Source organism: Nocardia sp. CA-290969, from assembly GCF_050936135.1.
In the GTDB taxonomy this organism is placed as follows: Bacteria; Actinomycetota; Actinomycetes; order Mycobacteriales; family Mycobacteriaceae; genus Nocardia.
In genome coordinates, this window is sequence record NZ_JBNJNJ010000001.1 from 3,119,495 (window position 1) to 3,137,074 (window position 17,580).

At 65.7% G+C, this 17,580-nt stretch carries 18 protein-coding genes; 10 read left to right on the forward strand and 8 right to left on the reverse strand.

The genetic code is table 11. The features are described 5' to 3' along the window. Window positions 1–19: 19 nt before the first annotated feature. The 3 genes from ACQEVO_RS14050 to ACQEVO_RS14060 all read left to right on the forward strand — a co-directional run bounded on the left by ACQEVO_RS14050 (window position 20) and on the right by ACQEVO_RS14060 (window position 2,281). The gene (locus ACQEVO_RS14050) at window positions 20–358 is read left to right on the forward strand and encodes a hypothetical protein (RefSeq protein ID WP_432913072.1); all 339 of its coding nucleotides are present in this window, start codon (window positions 20–22) and stop codon (window positions 356–358) included. Between the two features lie 487 nt (window positions 359–845). Further along, window positions 846–1,271, forward strand: a complete 426-nt coding sequence (locus tag ACQEVO_RS14055; protein ID WP_432913073.1) for a MarR family winged helix-turn-helix transcriptional regulator — start codon at window positions 846–848, stop codon at window positions 1,269–1,271. 119 nt (window positions 1,272–1,390) lie between these two features. Next, a complete protein-coding gene (locus ACQEVO_RS14060) occupies window positions 1,391–2,281 on the forward strand; it encodes an NmrA/HSCARG family protein (RefSeq protein WP_432913075.1) in 891 nt (296 codons plus the stop codon). Between the two features lie 535 nt (window positions 2,282–2,816). Here ACQEVO_RS14060 and ACQEVO_RS14065 read toward each other — a convergent pair. Continuing rightward, a complete protein-coding gene (locus ACQEVO_RS14065) occupies window positions 2,817–3,971 on the reverse strand; it encodes an MFS transporter (protein WP_432913077.1) in 1,155 nt (384 codons plus the stop codon). 184 nt (window positions 3,972–4,155) lie between these two features. Between ACQEVO_RS14065 and ACQEVO_RS14070 the strand changes: the two genes are divergently transcribed. The 3 genes from ACQEVO_RS14070 to ACQEVO_RS14080 all read left to right on the forward strand — a co-directional run bounded on the left by ACQEVO_RS14070 (window position 4,156) and on the right by ACQEVO_RS14080 (window position 5,689). Then, window positions 4,156–4,503 carry an ArsR/SmtB family transcription factor gene (locus ACQEVO_RS14070; protein WP_432913079.1) on the forward strand — a complete coding sequence of 116 codons (348 nt, stop codon included), beginning with the start codon at window positions 4,156–4,158 and terminating at the stop codon, window positions 4,501–4,503. Window positions 4,504–4,640: 137 nt separating this feature from the next. Beyond that, entirely contained in the window at window positions 4,641–5,297 is a 657-nt protein-coding gene (locus ACQEVO_RS14075; RefSeq protein WP_432913080.1) for a hypothetical protein, read from the forward strand. Beyond that, entirely contained in the window at window positions 5,294–5,689 is a 396-nt protein-coding gene (locus ACQEVO_RS14080) for a hypothetical protein (RefSeq protein WP_432913082.1), read from the forward strand. The genes ACQEVO_RS14075 and ACQEVO_RS14080 overlap by 4 nt, the downstream gene beginning before the upstream one ends. Before the next feature lie 226 nt (window positions 5,690–5,915). Here the strand turns inward: ACQEVO_RS14080 and ACQEVO_RS14085 are convergent, their stop codons facing one another. Beyond that, a complete protein-coding gene (locus ACQEVO_RS14085) occupies window positions 5,916–6,305 on the reverse strand; it encodes a hypothetical protein (protein ID WP_432913084.1) in 390 nt (129 codons plus the stop codon). A 71-nt stretch (window positions 6,306–6,376) separates the two neighbouring features. Then, window positions 6,377–6,703: a hypothetical protein gene (locus ACQEVO_RS14090; RefSeq protein ID WP_432913086.1), complete on the reverse strand. Its 327-nt coding sequence runs from the start codon at window positions 6,701–6,703 to the stop codon at window positions 6,377–6,379. 871 nt (window positions 6,704–7,574) lie between these two features. On the opposite strand from ACQEVO_RS14090, the gene ACQEVO_RS14095 reads away from it, so the two are divergent. Both ACQEVO_RS14095 and ACQEVO_RS14100 read left to right on the forward strand, forming a co-directional pair. Further along, window positions 7,575–8,303, forward strand: coding sequence for a helix-turn-helix domain-containing protein (locus ACQEVO_RS14095; protein ID WP_063131843.1), 729 nt, complete (start codon window positions 7,575–7,577; stop codon window positions 8,301–8,303). Window positions 8,304–8,424: 121 nt separating this feature from the next. Then, the gene (locus ACQEVO_RS14100; protein WP_432913089.1) at window positions 8,425–8,751 is read left to right on the forward strand and encodes a hypothetical protein; all 327 of its coding nucleotides are present in this window, start codon (window positions 8,425–8,427) and stop codon (window positions 8,749–8,751) included. 768 nt (window positions 8,752–9,519) lie between these two features. Here ACQEVO_RS14100 and ACQEVO_RS14105 read toward each other — a convergent pair. From ACQEVO_RS14105 to ACQEVO_RS14115, 3 genes are all read right to left on the reverse strand, one after another. Next, window positions 9,520–10,302, reverse strand: coding sequence for an SDR family NAD(P)-dependent oxidoreductase (locus ACQEVO_RS14105; RefSeq protein WP_432913091.1), 783 nt, complete (start codon window positions 10,300–10,302; stop codon window positions 9,520–9,522). 110 nt (window positions 10,303–10,412) lie between these two features. Next, entirely contained in the window at window positions 10,413–11,885 is a 1,473-nt protein-coding gene (locus tag ACQEVO_RS14110) for an NAD-dependent succinate-semialdehyde dehydrogenase (protein WP_432913093.1), read from the reverse strand. A 168-nt stretch (window positions 11,886–12,053) separates the two neighbouring features. Next, window positions 12,054–12,731 (reverse strand): hypothetical protein, encoded by a 678-nt coding sequence (locus ACQEVO_RS14115; RefSeq protein ID WP_432913095.1) that lies wholly within the window; start codon window positions 12,729–12,731, stop codon window positions 12,054–12,056. Window positions 12,732–12,934: 203 nt separating this feature from the next. Between ACQEVO_RS14115 and ACQEVO_RS14120 the strand changes: the two genes are divergently transcribed. After that, window positions 12,935–14,332 carry an SDR family NAD(P)-dependent oxidoreductase gene (locus ACQEVO_RS14120; RefSeq protein WP_432913096.1) on the forward strand — a complete coding sequence of 466 codons (1,398 nt, stop codon included), beginning with the start codon at window positions 12,935–12,937 and terminating at the stop codon, window positions 14,330–14,332. A 214-nt stretch (window positions 14,333–14,546) separates the two neighbouring features. Here the strand turns inward: ACQEVO_RS14120 and ACQEVO_RS14125 are convergent, their stop codons facing one another. Then, window positions 14,547–14,807 (reverse strand): hypothetical protein, encoded by a 261-nt coding sequence (locus ACQEVO_RS14125; RefSeq protein WP_432913098.1) that lies wholly within the window; start codon window positions 14,805–14,807, stop codon window positions 14,547–14,549. Window positions 14,808–15,161: 354 nt separating this feature from the next. Here ACQEVO_RS14125 and ACQEVO_RS14130 point away from each other — a divergent pair, with 354 nt between their 5' ends. Beyond that, window positions 15,162–16,634: an MFS transporter gene (locus ACQEVO_RS14130; protein ID WP_432913100.1), complete on the forward strand. Its 1,473-nt coding sequence runs from the start codon at window positions 15,162–15,164 to the stop codon at window positions 16,632–16,634. On the opposite strand, the gene ACQEVO_RS14135 is transcribed toward ACQEVO_RS14130, so the two are convergent. Then, window positions 16,612–17,388, reverse strand: a complete 777-nt coding sequence (locus ACQEVO_RS14135) for a hypothetical protein (RefSeq protein WP_432913102.1) — start codon at window positions 17,386–17,388, stop codon at window positions 16,612–16,614. The genes ACQEVO_RS14130 and ACQEVO_RS14135 overlap by 23 nt on opposite strands. Window positions 17,389–17,580: the final 192 nt, after the last annotated feature.

The following is a 17,580-nucleotide window of genomic DNA, read 5'->3' on the forward strand; positions in this document are numbered from 1 at the left end:
GGGCAGCGAACGTCCCCAAGTGCTGACGGTCGATTCCCAGGCGTGGCGTACGAGGTCGTTACTGTGGGGTGGTTATGCGGTCGGCGGACACCGCCGCGGCACTGCCCTTGCCGCCGGCAACAATCCTGAACGGCTGACCAACGAGGCTCCTTCGCTACCCTCCGGCAGCGCCGCGATTGAATTCCATCAAAACACATCGTTCCGTGATATCGATTTCGGCACGCATTCGTTTGATTTCGAGCCGGCACGGTTGCCTCACAACAGGTGGGTCCTTCTTGATTGGAGTGACGACCTTTCGAGCAAACCATCGAATATCAGACCCGAGAATTGGTCGGAGTCCGGCCGACGACGACCGTGAACGCAGGCTTTTACCTAGCCTGGTACTTCAGCCGTAGATCGTTATAGCGAGTGTTGCTTCTTGGCGTCGGTAGCGGCTGGTGCGGGCTCGGTGCTGGTGGCATCGGCGCCAGATCGACCAGGCCGCGGGGCAGGCCAAGATGCGGGCGGGCGCCAGGACTCAGGCTGGTGAGCAGCCTTGAAATTCGTTTCAGGTCAACGCGATCAACCGGCCGGGGTCGGTCGTGTGGCATCGTCGTGGGCGTCGATCACGGTGAGCAGAGCGTGGGCGAGCATCGCGAAAACCGGCCAACGCCGCCAGGGGTCCAGCGGCGGACCTGGTGCTCGTCGAGTCCGGCCGGCTTTGCCGGGCGCCGAGGACTTCGCGGCGGGGTCGCGGCGCTCCAGGCCAGGCAAGGCAAGGCGGATTTCACTGGCAGCTGGACGGTCGGGCAGGCCGGTCGGTGTCGGTATACTGGGCGTTCGGCACCAGACGAGGGGCGGCGGGCGTGGACTACGGCGACAAGCTCTTCTGGCTATCGGTCCTGATCCAGCGGAGGTACGCGCAGATCTGCGCCGAGTACGACCTGACTTCGCTACAGGCCACGCTGCTGTGCGCGGTCAAGGACGAGCCGCGGCAGATGGCGTACCTCGCCACCTCGCTCGGCATGACCAAGAACGCGCTGAGCCAGCTCGTCGATCGCATCGAGCGGCGCCATCTGGTCAGCCGAGCGACTTCAGAGCAGGACCGGCGGGTCATCATGCTCAGCGTGACGCCCACGGGGAAGGTGCTCGCCGAGGCGGTGTTCGCCGAGACCACCAAGCGTCTGCCCGACGTCGCGGAGAACCTCGACGCCGACGACCAGCGCGACTTCGAACGCCTGGCCACCGCCATCGTGGACGCGTCGGGCGTCTCGGCGTCCACCTCGTCCTGACATACCGCGCAGTCCTCCTGGGCACCCTCACCCCTTGCATCAGTTCATGGCATGAACTAATATTGTTCATGCCATGAACTAGTCAGGGTTCATGCTATGCCCTAGCGAGAGGTGACGACATGGTCACGTGGGAAAACGGTGCGGTCGCGGTCTTCGGTGCGACGGGGCAGCAGGGCGGGGCGGTCGTCGACGCGCTCCTGGCCCGAGGAGCGCGGGTGCGGGCCCTCGTCCGCACCCCCGAGTCCGATCGAGCGCAGGCGCTGGCCGCCCGAGGCGTCGAGCTGGCGACTGTCCGGATCGACGACCCGGCGTCAACGGTCGCCGCGCTGGAGGCGGTCGACGCGTTCCACTTCATGACCCCGGAGGCGAACAGCCTCGAGGAGGTCGAGGAGGAGGTCCGAGTGGGCACCGCCCTCGTCGATGCGGCGGCCGCAGCGCGCGTGCCACACGTCGTGTTCAACTCGGCCTTCGGAGCGGATCGCGAAACGGGCGTGCCGCACCACGACTCGAAGCACCGGATCGAGGAATACCTGAAACTTTCCGGCCTGAGGGCCACGATGGTTCGCCCGGCTGCCTTCATGGAGAACTTCGCGACCGTGATGGCGCCGAGCCTGGAGGACGGAACGATCGTGGTGAGGCTGCCGCTGCCGAACGACATCGCCCTGAAGATGATCTCGATCAAGGACATCGGCCAGGTCGCCGCCGCGATCCTGCTCGGCACCGCGGACGCGCCCGGCGGAGCCATCGAGGTCATCGGCGACGAGCCAACGGGCCCCCAGATCGCCGCCGCGTTCGGCGCGCGCGCCGGGCTACCGTCACGCTACGAGGCCCTGCCACTGAGCGTCCTCGGCAACGACCTCGACAAGGCGATGTTCCGCGAGTTCGCCAAGGCGTCCGAATACCCGTCGGACCTCGCAGCAGTGAAGGCGATCGAGCCGACCACCTGGGACCTGGCCGAGTGGATCCGCTCCACCGGCTGGACCGCGCCCGCGGACAGGGTCCGTTCCTGATACTCCAGCCGTAGGCCGTCATCTTGCCGGCGTGGCGGTCCCGGACATTGCACGACTAGGTTGCCGGCCGGGCGTGGCTACCCGACGATCAGCCAGCCACTCGATACCGACATCCCAGCGGCGACCTCGTCGTAGAAACGTGCCACCGGCCCCTTCCGAGGAAGCCGCTGATCGATACCGTTGGCACAGAGACAATGCGATGCGAGCGGAGCTCCAACGAGGCAGGTAAGACCCGGTCACCAGCGGCCGCCTGGCACGCCGGAGGTGGATGACTGTCAATCTTCACCGGAGGATCGACCCAGCACCTCCCCGGCATCGCAGCGTTAGCGCCGGATCCCGGGCGGTTGCACCACTACCCCGTGTCACCCGGCGGGTGACGAAATCGGACCAGCGCGCCTGGGCTGATTCGAAGTTTCTTCACCCAGCCGTGCTCAACGACGACGGTCCCGAAGCCAACGCCCGTCCCCGACGTGTCGCTACCCGACACCAGCCGTGGCGCGGAGGTCGGCGATTCCTTCCTGGGTGGTGATATGGGCTATTTGCTGAGCACTGTGGCGGTATCGGGGTTGGCGCGCGAGAGCGCGGCGAGCACGAGCAGGCACAAGACGGCGACGATTCCGGCGAACCAGGTCATGGCCGTGGTGAGGTCGATGGCGGTGGCGAGGATGCCGACTCCGAGGACCGGCAGTCCGACGCCGGTGTAGACGATGACGTAGAAGCTGGAGAGCACCTCGGCGTGCCTGGAGGAGGGGGCGTTGTTGTTCACCGTAGTGAGGCCGCCGAGGAACACCAGCCCGTGCCCGGCCCCGGCGAGGACGGTGGCTGCGAGAAGCAGTGCCAGCGACGGCGTGTTCCCCACCAGCACAAGCAGACCCAGCCCCACCGCCAGGATCGGCAGTCCGGCGAGTTGAAGGCGGCGTGGTGGTCGTCCGTAGGTGATGAGTTGGACGGCGACGGAGCCGGCCAGCATGAGTGCGGCGGTTCCTCCGCCGAGGAACAGGTTCGTGCTGCCCGTCAGCGTCGCCACGTAGGCCGGGATGAGGGACAGGAACAGCCCGATGACCGCGAAGGCGAGGAAGTTGGCGCTCCCGCTGGTCATGAACACCGTTCGCACCGCGGCCGGAATCCGAGGTCGGCGAGGACGCCACCGTGACACCTGCTGAGTCGAGGGCATCCGTGTAACCGTGACGGCCGCGGGGATGAGGAGCCCGATCTCAACAACGAATGGCATCACCTCCGGAGCCGGCGCGTACTCGGCGATCAGTCCGGCCAGGACCGGCCCCAGGCCCAGGCCGCCGACCGACGCCACCGTGGTGACCAATGCAGCCTTTCGGCGGTTGCCGGTGGGTTCGAGTTCGCTGAGCGCAGCCGTCAATGCCCCGGATGCTGCGCCGACGGAGAGGCCCTGCAAGATCCGGGCGGCGAACAGCCAGCCGGTGTCGCTGGCGAGCGCGAACCCCAGTGATCCCAAAGCGGCCAGCACGAGGGCTGGTAGCAGAACCCGGCGTCGTCCGATCGCGTCGGACAGCGGGCCGGCCACCAGCAGGGAGGGGATGAGGACCGCGACGTAGACGGCAAAGATCAGTGTGACGACGAAGGGCGAGAACCCGAACTTCGTTTCGTAGCTGCGGTACAGCGGTGTCGGCAGGTTGGTTCCGGTCAGCAATATCAGCAGCGCATACGCCGTCATCCAGAACCGCCGGCGGCTCGTTCCACCGGGCCGCCGGGTGCGGGCATACGACGCTGCTGAGCCGGGAGGCTCAGCCACATCTCGGGCGCCGCTGTCGTCTGCCCTGCCGCCATGCCTCATGTTCATGGTTTACGAACATAACAGATGTTCGTGTATCCCGAACATATTCGGTACGGTGGAAGGCATGGCCAGTAGGACTGCAACCAAGCTCGTGCACCCAGCCGCCCACGATCTGGAGTTCACGACCGTGATGGCAGCACTCAGCGACCCGGTCCGATTGGCGATCGTTGCGCGGCTCGCCGAGGTCGAGCCCGAGGGTGAACTGGCCTGCACGACGTTCGCGCTGCCCGTCAGCAAGTCCACCCAAAGTGGGCACTTCAAGACGCTGCGTGAGGCAGGGGTGATCTACCAGCGAGACGAAGGAACCAGACGACTCAATCGACTTCGGCGCACCGACCTCGACACTCGCTTCCCCGGACTCCTCGACCTCGTCATCCCGCAAGGACGCGCCATCATCACCGGCTGGGCGTAGCCGAGACGCGACAAGACCGAAAGGATCGTCGCCGATGGCATGGTCTGAGTGTTCTTCCGCGAGCACAGCGGCGCAGGCGTCACGATCGGCCCGGCAGGGGGCGCACATCGGACCGCCGCCACCGCTAGCATGCAGCCATGACGCTCATCCGGGGCCGGCGCACGGCGATCTTGGGAACGTGCGTGATCATGATGACCACCGGGTGTATCGGTGCGATCGATCGTGCCGATTTCGAAGGCGCCTTGCATGCGCGGGGCGGTGGTCTGGTCACCGCGCTGCCCGCCGCTGCGGTCGGCGCACTCGAGCAGCGGCTGGGGGCGACCGGTATCCGGGCCAGCGTCGTCATGCTGACCGCCCCGAATTCATCGGGATTCCAATTGGTTGTGCCGGATCAGCCCGCTCAGGTGACTCGTTTTCTCGATGGCGGTGCGAATCTCGCGGGACCGTACGCGGTGGCGCGGTTCCGTATCCAGGTGCCACAGAACCCGGACCAGCTCGACGACTACACCTTCGCGCTGGACGACCTGAGCGAACCCGCGCCCGTCCAGGTGATGACGGGCGACGTGCAGGACAAGACATTCGCGATCGCCGACGTTTCCGGGCTCGCCCGAATCGAGGAGATCGTCGATACGGCGTTGGCGCACAGCGAACTCGACAATGCCTACGTACCGGCGATATTGGTCAACAAGTTCGGTCGAGATATCTTGATGACGGTGAATGTCACATCACCGCGTGGCGTGTCTGTCGCCCAATTCGACCGTACCGGGACGTTCATTCGGGTGCGGCGGGTATGAGATTCGGCAGACTACTGGCTGTTTTCGCCGGAATCCTTTCGGCGACAGCCATCTTCAGCATCGTCGCCTCGGTGATCTGGCCCGGCGAAATAGAGTTGATCGCACCGCTGTTCTGTGCCGATCCATATAACGACCCGATGGTCGTATCCGACACATACCACGATTCCGAGGGCACCTCGACGAACTTCACCCTGTACTGCGTCGGCGATCGCGGTCAGTTCACCAACGAGGGATTCTTCCTGCCCTGGCTTGTCCTGGTGGCAGTGCATACGGCCATCGCGGTCGTGCTCGCGTTGCTGATAGGCCTCGCGAATCGCGGCCGCGAACCCCGAGACCGGGAAACCCAGGACGCAGCGCCGCAGGACAGCAAGATCACCGTCACCGAGTGGTGAGCGGTCTTTCGTGTGGGTGCTGGCTACTATTCGATCCCTTCGAAGGCGAATTATCTCGCCCGCTCGAATCATCCACGCATACGGGTCCGCCGGTGATCCTCCGACACTGATCACTCGGGCCGGGCTCAGACGGCGGGTGCTTGTTGCTGAAACCAGTCGAGGTTCGCCGGGAAGGCGATACAGTCCTCGATACTGGGTGATTCGTTGCCGGGCGCGGCGTGGCTGCCTACCAGAGGGTGGACGGCCCCGCGACGACCCAGCCGGCATCGGTAGCCTTGACCCAAAAGCCGAGTGACACCTCGATTATCTGCGCCTGGTAGATCACCTCGACGTAGAAATGGGTGCCGGTGTGGCCCCAGTTGAAGCCACCGAGATCGAGTTCGCCGAGCCACGACAAATCTTGTTCCCATTCGCCGGTAGCGAGGCGGCAATCCGCCTGCTCATCGGCGCTCGTGCCGACCGAACCCTTCCACAGACTCTCGAGTACATGCCGGACCGGCACATGGTCGACAAGCTGTTCGGCCTCGGGGATATTCCCAGCTCGGAGCAGGCTGAAGTAGTGGCCAACAACCGCTTCGACGTCGGCCTCGGCCGGGTGCTCCATCCAGATCTTCACGGCGAGATCGTATTCTTCCCCAGCGCGTGATCAGCGGCCCGGTCTGCTGCGCCGGGATCGCCCCAGGCGAGTCACAGTCGGTCGAAGAGGCGCTTGGCTTCCGATAGACCGAGGCCGGTCCGGTCGCGCAGAAGTTTGACTCCGTGGGCGGGCTTGCGTTGGTCCTTCAACGCCAGCACATTCGACAATGTCTCGTCATCGGGAGCCTCGCGCGGGGCAAGCATCCCGGCGGCCACTGACCGTGCGACGTCGAGCCGCGCCTGGCTTATCCGTGGCGAGGCCGAGACCGACGTGCTCGCTGACTTGCGGCCTGGACCGGCGAAACGAAACGCTACTGCCGAAACGATGATGACGATAAGGGGCACCAGCATCAGGCAGAGCCCGAGAGCTGTATTCATCTGCGCAATCCTAGCTTGAGTTTTAAGCTAGCCCTACTCAGCCTCGCTTGCGCGGTCATCTGCCTCCGCAAACTCATTCTGAACTGATCTGTTAATCGGCATGTTGATTCAGGTCGAGTGGGAGGTTTCGTGTCGGGTCGGCGGGTGCTTTGGGTGCCGCGGGACGTGGTGCGGTGCGGGGTTCGTCGGACTCGCCGGGGCGATCCACCTCGATCGTGCCCGGGATTTCGAGGACGTCGGCCGATGCGGCCATTCCCTCGCTCGGGCGATCGGCGTTGCCCCTCCAGTCTTGCGTGTCGAGGATGGTCGGCTCAGGTTCGCGGGAATGCCAGCCGGCCCATCCCGCTGCTGCGGCCCGCTCCGCGACCGACTTACTCCACTGCCACACGATGTATCTTCCCCTGCGCTCGGTTGTCGAGACGCACGCTCCCGACCGCTAATAATGTTTCGTAACAGAAGTTTTCCGACCGGCAGACGGCCGATAGGCCCTTTCATCACACGCGTGTGCGGGTGCGGGTGGGTTCAGGAACCACCCCGCTGCTGATGACTTCGGCACGTATCGAGTTCCGTCCGTGCCGTCCCCTCCAGATCCGTTTCCCGCCGAACACATGACGTTCGAACAGAATGTTCCGTATCCGTTCATCCGGCAGCGGGGCCCGCCCGGGCGCGCCGAGCGGCCGACGCTGTCTCACCGAAACGCCCCCGCGACCCCTCCTCGATCGGCACGTCGTCGGTGGCGGCAACATCGACTCTCCGGTGGTCGTGCCTCGTCGAACGACCGAATCCGAGTCTTGCGGAACGGATCGCGCATGGTCAACCATGTGCGATGTCCCATTTTGTCCCACTTCGACCGTGAGGAAGGAGCGTTCGCGTGACCGACGCCCATCGCACGATCGCACGCTATCTCCGAGAACGCCGCGAGGCCGCAGGGATGACGCGTGCCGCGCTTGCGAAAGCGGCCGCCCTGTCCCCCGGATTGATCCAGAAGATCGAACAAGGCTCTCGCACACCCACTCTCGACGCACTCTCCGCTCTCTTCGAGGCCCTGTCCGTGCCACCGACCCTGTGCGATCACATCATCAGCCTCACACTTCCGACCCGCCTCAATGCCTCGCTCAGCGGTGAGTCCCAGACCGTGCTCGGCTCGGACCTCGCTGTCCTGAAGAGCATTCCGCACCCCGCCTGCTTCCAATCGCAACCGACATTTGACGTCCTCGCCGCCAACGACGCATGGGCCCACTGGTTCCCGGGCTGCGATCCGGGCACCAACATCCTCGAATGGATGATGCTGCACCCGGCGGCACGAGCCCTGCTTCCCCAATGGCGTCGCCAGACCCACTTGATGGTCTACGCGTTTCGCATCATGGGTCCCGGCCTGGTCCCACCCGAACGAATAGCCGAGATCGTGCGCACGTGCGAGCAGGCGCCGGAATGGCACGAGCTGTGGGCCACCGAAGTGGCGCCCGAAGACATTCCCCGGCCCACCGTTCTGGTGAACGATCCCGACACCGGGGAAACTCGCGAGATGTACGCGGGAAATCTCAAGTTCGACTTCCCACGCCGACACTGGTGGATGTATTCGCTGATACCCGTCACCTGAGACAAATCAGCGCGGTAATTGCTGACCCTTGCCGCTGAGACGTGTCGTCGGAGGTTCGGCTGTGTCCGTTCCGAGTACCTGGTCGAGGAAATGATCCACGAGTCCGAGTGCGGCTTCTGCGGTGCTGCAACCCTGGAGCATGGCGGCGGAGTCGGGGCTGTCGAAGTCGTCGGTCGGGCAGATCCAGGCATTAGATCGGTCGGCGCCGGTGCTGCCGATGATGCCGGGCATGCCCGAACGGCGCACCCATGATTACATCCGGCACGGCATCACCACCCTTTCGCTGCTCGAACATCGCCACCGGGCAGGTGATCGGTTCGATCCATCGCGCAATCGAGTTCAAGAAGTTCCTGACCAGGCTCGACAATCAGGTACCCGACGATCTGGATGTGCGCATCTGATCTGCGACAACTACGGCACCCACAAGGCATCGATCTTCGTGAAATAGCCTGCGGCACATCGGCATTTCCACATGCACTTCACCCCGTCCCACTCCTCCTGGCTCAACCAAGTGGAGCGCTGGCTCGGTTCGCCGACACGGCTGAGGGAAATCCTGCGCGACCACATTGCCGATGTCAGCCGAATCGAACGTGCGGCCGCTGCGGACGCCCACAGGGCTGAAATCCAACCGGACTGGGGATATTCACACATCGTACTGAATTGGGGCGCAACGGCACTACGCCGCCGAACGCTCCCTCGCCCAGCAGCTGATCGAGGATGTCGATGCGGCCGAAGCCACTCTCGCCAAAGCTGCGAACAGTGGGAATGCCGAGTACTCACCTCCTGTACCGGGCCGCTGGCGCGAGGTCGAAAAGCGCGTCCGGGAAGCAGATACCGGAGACGCTGCGACGGGTCCGTGACCGCGAATGGAAATAACTGTGGCAGAAAGTTGCACAGCGACAACGTCAGGTAGCCGTGTGCGATCGTGGCGCCGAGGGGCGAGCGCTGCTGCGCCGGCCCCGAATCACGTAGATCCACTGACGATCGCCGGTCACCTCGGCGAAACCATCGCGACCCCACGCTCTTCGTCGACGCGTCAGTTCCACTGAGCGGTTGGCCTGGTTGCTTTCAGCACGATCGGTCACTCTCGGTCAGACGGCGGCCCACGACGATGCCAGCTAAGGGCCCGGACCGCAATCCGGTCGAGCTGGACACCGAGGGCGGGAAGTTGCGGCGCAGGCTGACGGACACTGTGACTACTCGGCTACGCTGCCGCTTACGCGACCGTTCCGCCGTCGACGGGAAGGGCCACGCCGGTGATGAACGACGCGTCTTCCGAGAGCAGGAACAGCGCCGCATTCGCGACCTCCTCCGGCTGCCCCAGTCGGCGCAGCGGTATCGCCTCGGCAGCCTTGCGGCTCAACTCCTCGGCATCCGCACCCCGCGCCCGCTCGTCGTCCGGCCGGGCGACGAACACGCGCAACATCGGCGTGTCCATCACCCCGGGGCACACCGCGTTGAAACGCAGGCCCTCGGGACCGTACTTTTTCGCGAGCGCTCGCATCAGCCCGACCACGCCGAATTTCGCCATCGAGTACACCGGGCTCCACGGCGAGCCGGTCAACCCGGACGAGGACGAGGTGAACAGCACGTTCCCGTCAGCGGACTTCTTCAGGTGCGGGATGGCGCGCGAGGTCGTCACCATGACGGTGCGCAGGTTGAGATCGACCGTCTTGTCGAACGCCGCAAGATCGAGGTCTTCCACCGCGGCCGGTCCCGGATACCCGACGTGGTTCCACAGAAAATCGAGTCTGCCGAATTTTTGCACGGTCTTGTCCACGATATCGCGGGCGAAATCCTCGTCCCCGAGGTCACCGGCGAGCGCCAACCCCTGACCTCCCGCGGCCTCGACCAGCGCGAGCGTTTCCCGGGTTTCCTCTTCCTCGAGCGATACCACGGCCACGGTGGCGCCGGCACGGGCGAATCGGATCGCGCCGGCACGGCCCATCCCGCTGCCCGCGGCGGTCACAATTCCCACTTTTCCGTTCAATACGGACATATATGTTCCTCTGATCTTCCGAAATCCGGCAGCGTCGGCGCCGACGTCAACCGCTGCCATTTCCTGCGCTGCTGGCTATTTCTCACGTCTCGGCCGCATGCCGCGTGTGGTCAATGCGAAACGCCCAGACCCGGCGCGGCGGGATCGTGCTCCAGAACCGCTTTCCGGCGCAAGTACGCATCGACCCCTTCCAAACCGCTCTCGAAACCATGACCCGAGGCTTTGATCCCACCGAACGGCATCTCGGCCCGCGATACGACAGTCGTGTTGATACCGACCATTCCGGCTTCCAGATCCCGCGCCATCCGATGAGCTTTCGCCAGCGAATCGGTGAAGACGAACGACGCCAGGCCATAGGTTGTCGCGTTCGCGCGGGAGATCGCAGCGTCGAGATCGTGATACCGGACGATAGGCATGACCGGACCGAAGATCTCTTCTGCAAAGACGGTGCTGCAATCGTCGACCTCGGTCAGCACGGTCGGCTCCACGAAGTACCCTGCGCCGTCCGGTATCCCGCCACCACAGACGACCTCCGCGCCCCGGTCGAGCGCATCGGCCAGAGCCTTCCCTACGTAGTCGACGCGGCGTGCGTTGGCCAGCGGCCCCATCGAGGTGCGCTCCGCCGTCCCGGCGCCGAGCTTGATATCGCGAACGAACCGTTCCACCGCGTCGACGAACCGGTCATGCACCGCGGCATGCACGAAAAACCGGCTGGGGCTGTTGCAGACCTGCCCTGCATTACGGAATTTCGAGGTCGCGCAGCGCAGCGCGACCTCGTCGACGTCGATATCCGGCTCGACGATCACCGGCGCGTTTCCGCCGAGTTCCATGGTGGTGCGGATGTCGTGCTCGGCTGCCAGCCGCGACAGTATCCGCCCCACTCCGACCGATCCGGTCAGCGAAACCTTCCGGATGACGCCGGCGGACAGCACATGCTCCGAGATCTCGGCGGGGACCCCGAGTACCAGGTTGACGACCCCGGGAGGGGCGCCCGCGTCCGCAAACGCAGAGATCACCGCCATAGCGCCCGCAGGAGTTTCCTCGGCCGCTTTGACGATGACAGGGCAGCCCGCCGCCAGGGCCGCCGCGACTTTCCGCGCGACGGTGAGGACCGGGAAGTTCCACGGCGTGAAGGCTGCCACCGGGCCGACCGGTTCGGCGGTGACCATCAGGCGGCTGTCGTTGCCGGACGGCACGATTCGCCCGTAGGTACGACGGCCCTCCTCCGCGCACCAGTCGATGATCTCGGCACTGATGTTCACTTCGGCACGGGCCTCGTGCAGCGGTTTGCCCTGCTCGCTCGATACGGCGAACGCGATGGGATCCGCCCGCTCACGTAGGAGTCGCGCGGCCCCGCGGATTATGTCGGACCGGCGCAGCGGCGGGGTGTCCCGCCAACTACGCGCGGTACGCGAAACGGCCGCCAGTGCTCGGTCGAGTTGCCCGAGTCCGACATGCGGATAACTCGCCAGCGTCTCCGCCGTCGCTGGATCCAGGACCTTCTCGAAAGTACCTGCGTCCCCGTCCACCCACCTCCCGTCGACGAACTGTTTTACAGCCGGATAGGCGTCCCGAGTCGGCATGAAGGTTCCTCTCTTTTCGATCCGTGTCGGTAAGGAAAACGTTGTGACGGTCTCGACTGGACGCCTCTGCCGCACTGCCGGCGCGGCACCCCGCTCGCCTCGCGGGCATCACGCGGTCCGTGAAGGCCCTTCCCGAAGGGTCGCCGATCAAGTGGCGGCCGGAGGTACTCATGCCTCCGGCATGACTTCCTCGGTGAACCAGCACAAATAGTCCAGGTATTCCTGCTCCGACCCGACGCCGCGCGGCGGTTCGGCGACCGTGCGGGTGATGCCGATCTTCCGGTAGCGGCCGCGGTATGCCTCGATCAGCTCGTCCCGGTACCCGTTCAGTTCGGAGGCGGTGGCGCGGGCAAAGCCTTGGGACAGGGTGACGCCGGTAGGTGATTTGAGCCAGTTGATGTCGAAGGACTCCTCCTTGCCCGCATATTCCGGCTGTTCCCGGATGTAGTCCAGCAGTGGTGGAATCTCTTCGAGCATGAAATCGGTCGGGTTGGGTTGCCATCCGTCGTGCCGCGCCGCACGGCGCAGCGCAGGGGCGGAGTTTCCGCCGACGATCCGATCGGTTGCCGCGGCCGCGAACGCCATCGTCGACAGCGCGTCCTGCCAGTACGAGCCGAGCCTGGGCACCTCGAACAGTGGCATCGCGAGGTGCTCGGAGACCGACACGGCATGGAAGCCCGATTCGTCCAGGGTGCGGAGAATCCGCCGGAAACCGTCCGCGTCGAGCGCATGTGACCACGGGTAGAACCCCGGGATGTGATTGGTTCCCGGCAGGATGACGTCGAACTTCATCGCGCGCAGGTCCTTTCGGGCCGGATCGCCGACCGAGACAGTGGAGTAGGTCATTTCGGGAGCATGTTTCGCCGACCCACGAAGCAACGGGTAGTCGTATCGAGGGCGCCTCCAGTACACGACAGATCTCCGGTCACGTTGCCGGGCCGTTCCGCTGACCGGGAGGGCTGTCGGCCGGTGCCCGGCACCGCGGGCAGGCTGTCGAAAAACAAGCCCCGCAGAGGAAGGACGGTACGAATGCACGGAGAAACCACGTGGTGAGCGAGAACGGCCCCCGCGTCGCAGTAGTCACCGGCGCATCACGCGGCGCCGGTAAAGGAATAGCTCTCGCCCTGGCCGAGGCCGGTATGACCGTCTATATCACCGGCCGCACGCAGACGGAGGGCAGCAGTGCCGACGGGTTGCCCGGCACAGTTCACCGGACGGCGGACGATATCGCCGGCCGCGGCGGCACCGCTGTCCCCGTGATCTGCGACCACAGGGACGACGACCAGGTACGCGCACTGTTCGAGCGGATCGACCGCGACTACGGCCGTCTCGATGTTCTGGTGAACAACGCGACCACACTCTCCGCCTCACCTGACTCCCCCGGCCAGCCCTTCTGGCAGCGGCCCCTGGCCGAGGAGCTGAAGCCGCTCGACGTCGGCCTCCGGTCTCACTTCGTCGCCGCCTACTACGCGGCACCGCTGCTGATCCGGGCCGGTGGACTGGTGGTGCACACCTCTTCCCCCGGAGCACGCACCTACCTTCCAGGAGTGCACGGCCCGGTCTACGGCGCCGGGAAAGCCGGGTCGGACAAGCTCGCCCATGATATGGCGCACGAATTCCGGCCGCACGGTGTCGCGGTCGTGTCGATCTGGATGGGTGTCCTGAACACCGAGCAACTCCAGCGCGGCGGACTCGATCCCGATCGATTGGCGGGAACCGTATTCCCTGGCGTCGAATCCCCCGTGGTGACCGGGCGGGTCATCGCCGCCCTCGCCGGCGACCCGGCAGTGCTGGGGCGCACCGGACGCACCTACTGGGGATCGGAACTCGCGGGCGAGTACGGCATCACCGATACCGACGGTTCGGCGCCGCCCTCCTATCGCGAATGGCTCGGTGCCCCGTCTGAGTTCCCGGTGGTGGCACCCACCTACGCCGCCTTCCTCGCGGACCGGGAAGCTCAGACCCGAGCAGGCCGGGCAGACCCCGGCGACCACGACCGCATCGAGGCCATCAAGCGTCTGAAGAATCGGTATTGGCGGGCCTGCGACGCCAAAGACCCCGCGGCCATGCGCGCGTGCTTCATCACGGCCGGTGCGGATATCGATTTCGGTCCGCTCGGCCGTTTCGACGCCGACGGGCTGACACAGGTATTCCGGGATATCGCCCTGAGCACACACGACGGCAGGCACCGGATCCTCGATATGCACCACGGCATGATGCCGGACATCACCCTGCTCAGCGCTACCGAAGCCGTCGGGTCCTGGACCCTGCGCTTCACCCAGCTCGATCTGCGCGCCCGGACGCAGACGCTCGCGGCGATCGAATACGACGACCGTTATGTGCTCGAAGACGGCGAGTGGCGGATGAGCAAATGCCATTCCCGGACCCTCTGGTCGTTGACCCAGCCACTGTCCGCGGACGCCGTGATCACCGATAACCTCGGCTGAACACAGAATCGCCCGGATCGGATGCTGCGGGACCGAGCGGAATCGGCCCGACCGCTTCCCCGGCATCCGATCCGCCTTGACCGTGCCGAGCAGAGGTAACGCCGGCCGATGCTGACCCTAGTGCGGCCTGCGACGACCTCGGCGGTAGGTTCATCTTCCTCTGGGTCCCTCCTCTGGCCCCTCGACACCTGCGACAGCCGCCGACGTGGTCGCCTCAACTCCCCAGATACAACCGTTCGCACGGTATCCGCGGCACTCCCGAGGTCGGAGCCGAGAACAACTCGATCGCCCCGCACCACCGCTGTCGCCTCCAGTCGGCGATCAGATTGCCGACTGCCGCTGCCGCGATGACATATTCGAAAGCGCGCCCGGACAACCAGATCCGTACGCGCACATCCGCGCCGCCGCCCCCGGCAGCCACCGCGCCCTGGGCGTACCGGAAACCAGTGCTGTTCTCTTCGTCGGTCCTGGTCACGACCATCCATCCTGCTGCACTCACCGAATGCCCGGGTGGCGCACCGAATGCTCCTCGAGGTTCCGGTCCGACGCGCCATCAGGCTCTGAACAACGCCGACCACGTCGTCGCCGCTGCCCATCCCGCGCGCGGACCCTGGTGCTGCTCATAGGTCGACACGACGACCACGAGCCGGGTCACAAGATTTCACATCAGCGGCGTCGCCCCTGGTTGCTTCCCACTCAGCGGCACAGAAAGTCAGGGTTTCCACTCAGCGGTGGGTTCCCTTGCGGCGCCCACCGACAGGATCGAGTCTGGGGCGATGCCAGCGACCCGCCGCTTCGACCTCCACCCGCAGCGACGGAGCTCCGGCCGATGGTGAGTATCCGGGATACCGAAGCCTCACCCGATCGACTTTCCGGCCCTCCGCACGCCCCCACGACCCGGTCCGGAGCCGGGGTCGTCGTGGTGCTGGCCGCCTGTGGGTATCTGATGGCGCTCCAGCAGACCATGGTCCTGCCCCTGCTGCCTGCCCTGCCGTCCCTGGTGAACACCTCGGCGAGCAACGCCTCCTGGCTGGTGACCGCCACCCTGGTCACGGGAGCGGTCGTCACACCACTGATCGGACGGCTCGCCGATATGTTCGGCAAGAAACTCCTGATCGTGCTGACGCTGTTGCTCGTGGTTTCCGCATCGGTGCTCGGTGCGCTCAGTGACGCGTTGCTCCCCCTCGTCCTCGCCCGTGCCGTCCAAGGATGTGGCCTGGCGCTGATTCCCGTCGCGATGGCCACAATGCGCGATGTGCTGCCGCCGCACCGGGTCCCCGGCGGGGTATCCACCATGAGCGCATCGATGGCCATCGGCGCCGCCGCGGGCCTGCCGCTGTCCGGCCTGATCGTCACATTCCTGGATTGGCACTGGATCTTCTGGGCGGTGGCCTCGGCCGGGTCGGTGCTGACGCTCATCGTCGTGAAGGTTGTTCCCCCGTCCCCGCCGCGCGAACGGGAAAAGTTCGACCTGCCCGGCGCCCTCGTGCTCGCCGGTGCGCTCGTCACGCTGCTGCTACCACTGTCCAAGGGCGGGCAGTGGGGCTGGACCAGTCGGGAGACGTTGATTCTCGCCGGAACGAGCGTGCTTCTCTTCGCGGCATGGATACCTCTGCAGCTCCGCTCCGACGCCCCGCTGGTGAACCTGCGGGTGGCAGCGCGGCCACCCCTGTTGCTGGTGAACCTGTGCGCGCTGCTCATCGGCTTCGCACTGTTCAGCAATATCCTGATCACCACACAGCTGTTGCAGCTACCGGCGGCGACGGGGTTCGGCGCGGGGTTGAGCGTGCTGGAGGCCGGATTCTGGCTCACGCCCGTCGCGCTCGTCGGCATAGCCACGGCGCCGGTCGCGGCGCGCGCCATCGCACGTTTCGGCCCGCAACCGGTACTTCTGGTCGCGGCGGTCGAACTGTCGGCCGCGTTCGCGCTCCGCGTTCCCTTCAGCCGGGAACCGTGGCAGATGCTGGCGGGAGCCGTTGTGGTCGGTATCGGCCTGTCCCTGACGATCGCCGCCGTACCCACTGCCATCATGACGATGGTCCCGGTGACCCAGTCGGCTTCGGCCACCAGTATCAGCGCACTGCTCCAGTCGGTGGGCACCTCGACCGCCAGCGCGACCATGGCCGCGGCCGCGGGCACCTGGACCGTTACCGTCGGCTCCCAGCACTATCCCGGGGCGACGGCTTTCACCACGATGTTCTGGATCGCGGCCGCTACCACCGCGACCGCCGCCGGACTCGCCGGCCTGCTCATCGCCGGCCGGCGGTCCGGGCGCGGGGTCACCAATCCTGCCAGGGAATGATCGTTCGCAGCGGGCCGTCGAACAGCGTCTCCCCCGCCGCCGGCCGTGGCGAACCGGTTTCGGTGAGCTTCTGTTCCGATGCCGTCACCGATCGAGTCACCTCGGCCGGGTCGGCGTCGAGGTACAGCATCCGGATACGGAGCGAGCCCGGCGCGTATTCGCGATTCCCGGCGCCGAGCGCCAGGGTGGGGTGTTTCTGTAGCGAATGCAGCGAGAAGGTCCACGCACCCGCCACTCCGGGGCAGTCGAGCAGCGCGGGGATACCGACGCGATCGTCCCAGCGGAACTGCTCGTGGACGGCGGCCGCATGCGGTTCCGTGTAATGGGTGACGGTGAGGTGCAACCCGCGGTTGGGCCGGAAGGGCAGCGCATCCGCCGACACCCCGATTCGCTGGGCCGCGTACCCCTTGACGGGTGTGAAGAATCCGAGCAGCGGCCGCACAACCCCCGGTAGCTGCGGGCCCCGGCCCCATTGGAACGAGTCCTCACCCAGTTTGGTCCACGCCGCGACACTCTCGTCGTAGGGCGGGCGGAACCAGTACATCGCCACGTAGTCGACACCGGCGAGGTCCTGCGACGACGACCGATCAAGCGCGGCGTACTCGGCCGGCCGCGCCCACCGATCACCCCAGGCGACCCCCGGCAGCAGCAGATTCTCCGGACGATGGTCGAGCTGATGCCACTCGTTGTATTCGCGATGCACGCTGGGGTCGGTGAGATCGATGAAGGAGAAGAACGCGCGTTCCGAAAACATATAGCCTGCCGATTCGGTTCGATGAACAATTTCCGGATGATTCCGGCGCCCCGCGCCGGCGGTATCGCTTCGCCGGCCGTACAGACGGCACACAACCGGGCGATACCTCACCGCGGTCGATCATGGCGTGTGCAAGGGTGGTGCGTCTGTCCGCCCTTCCACTGAATGGACAGCGGATATCCCCGGACCCGG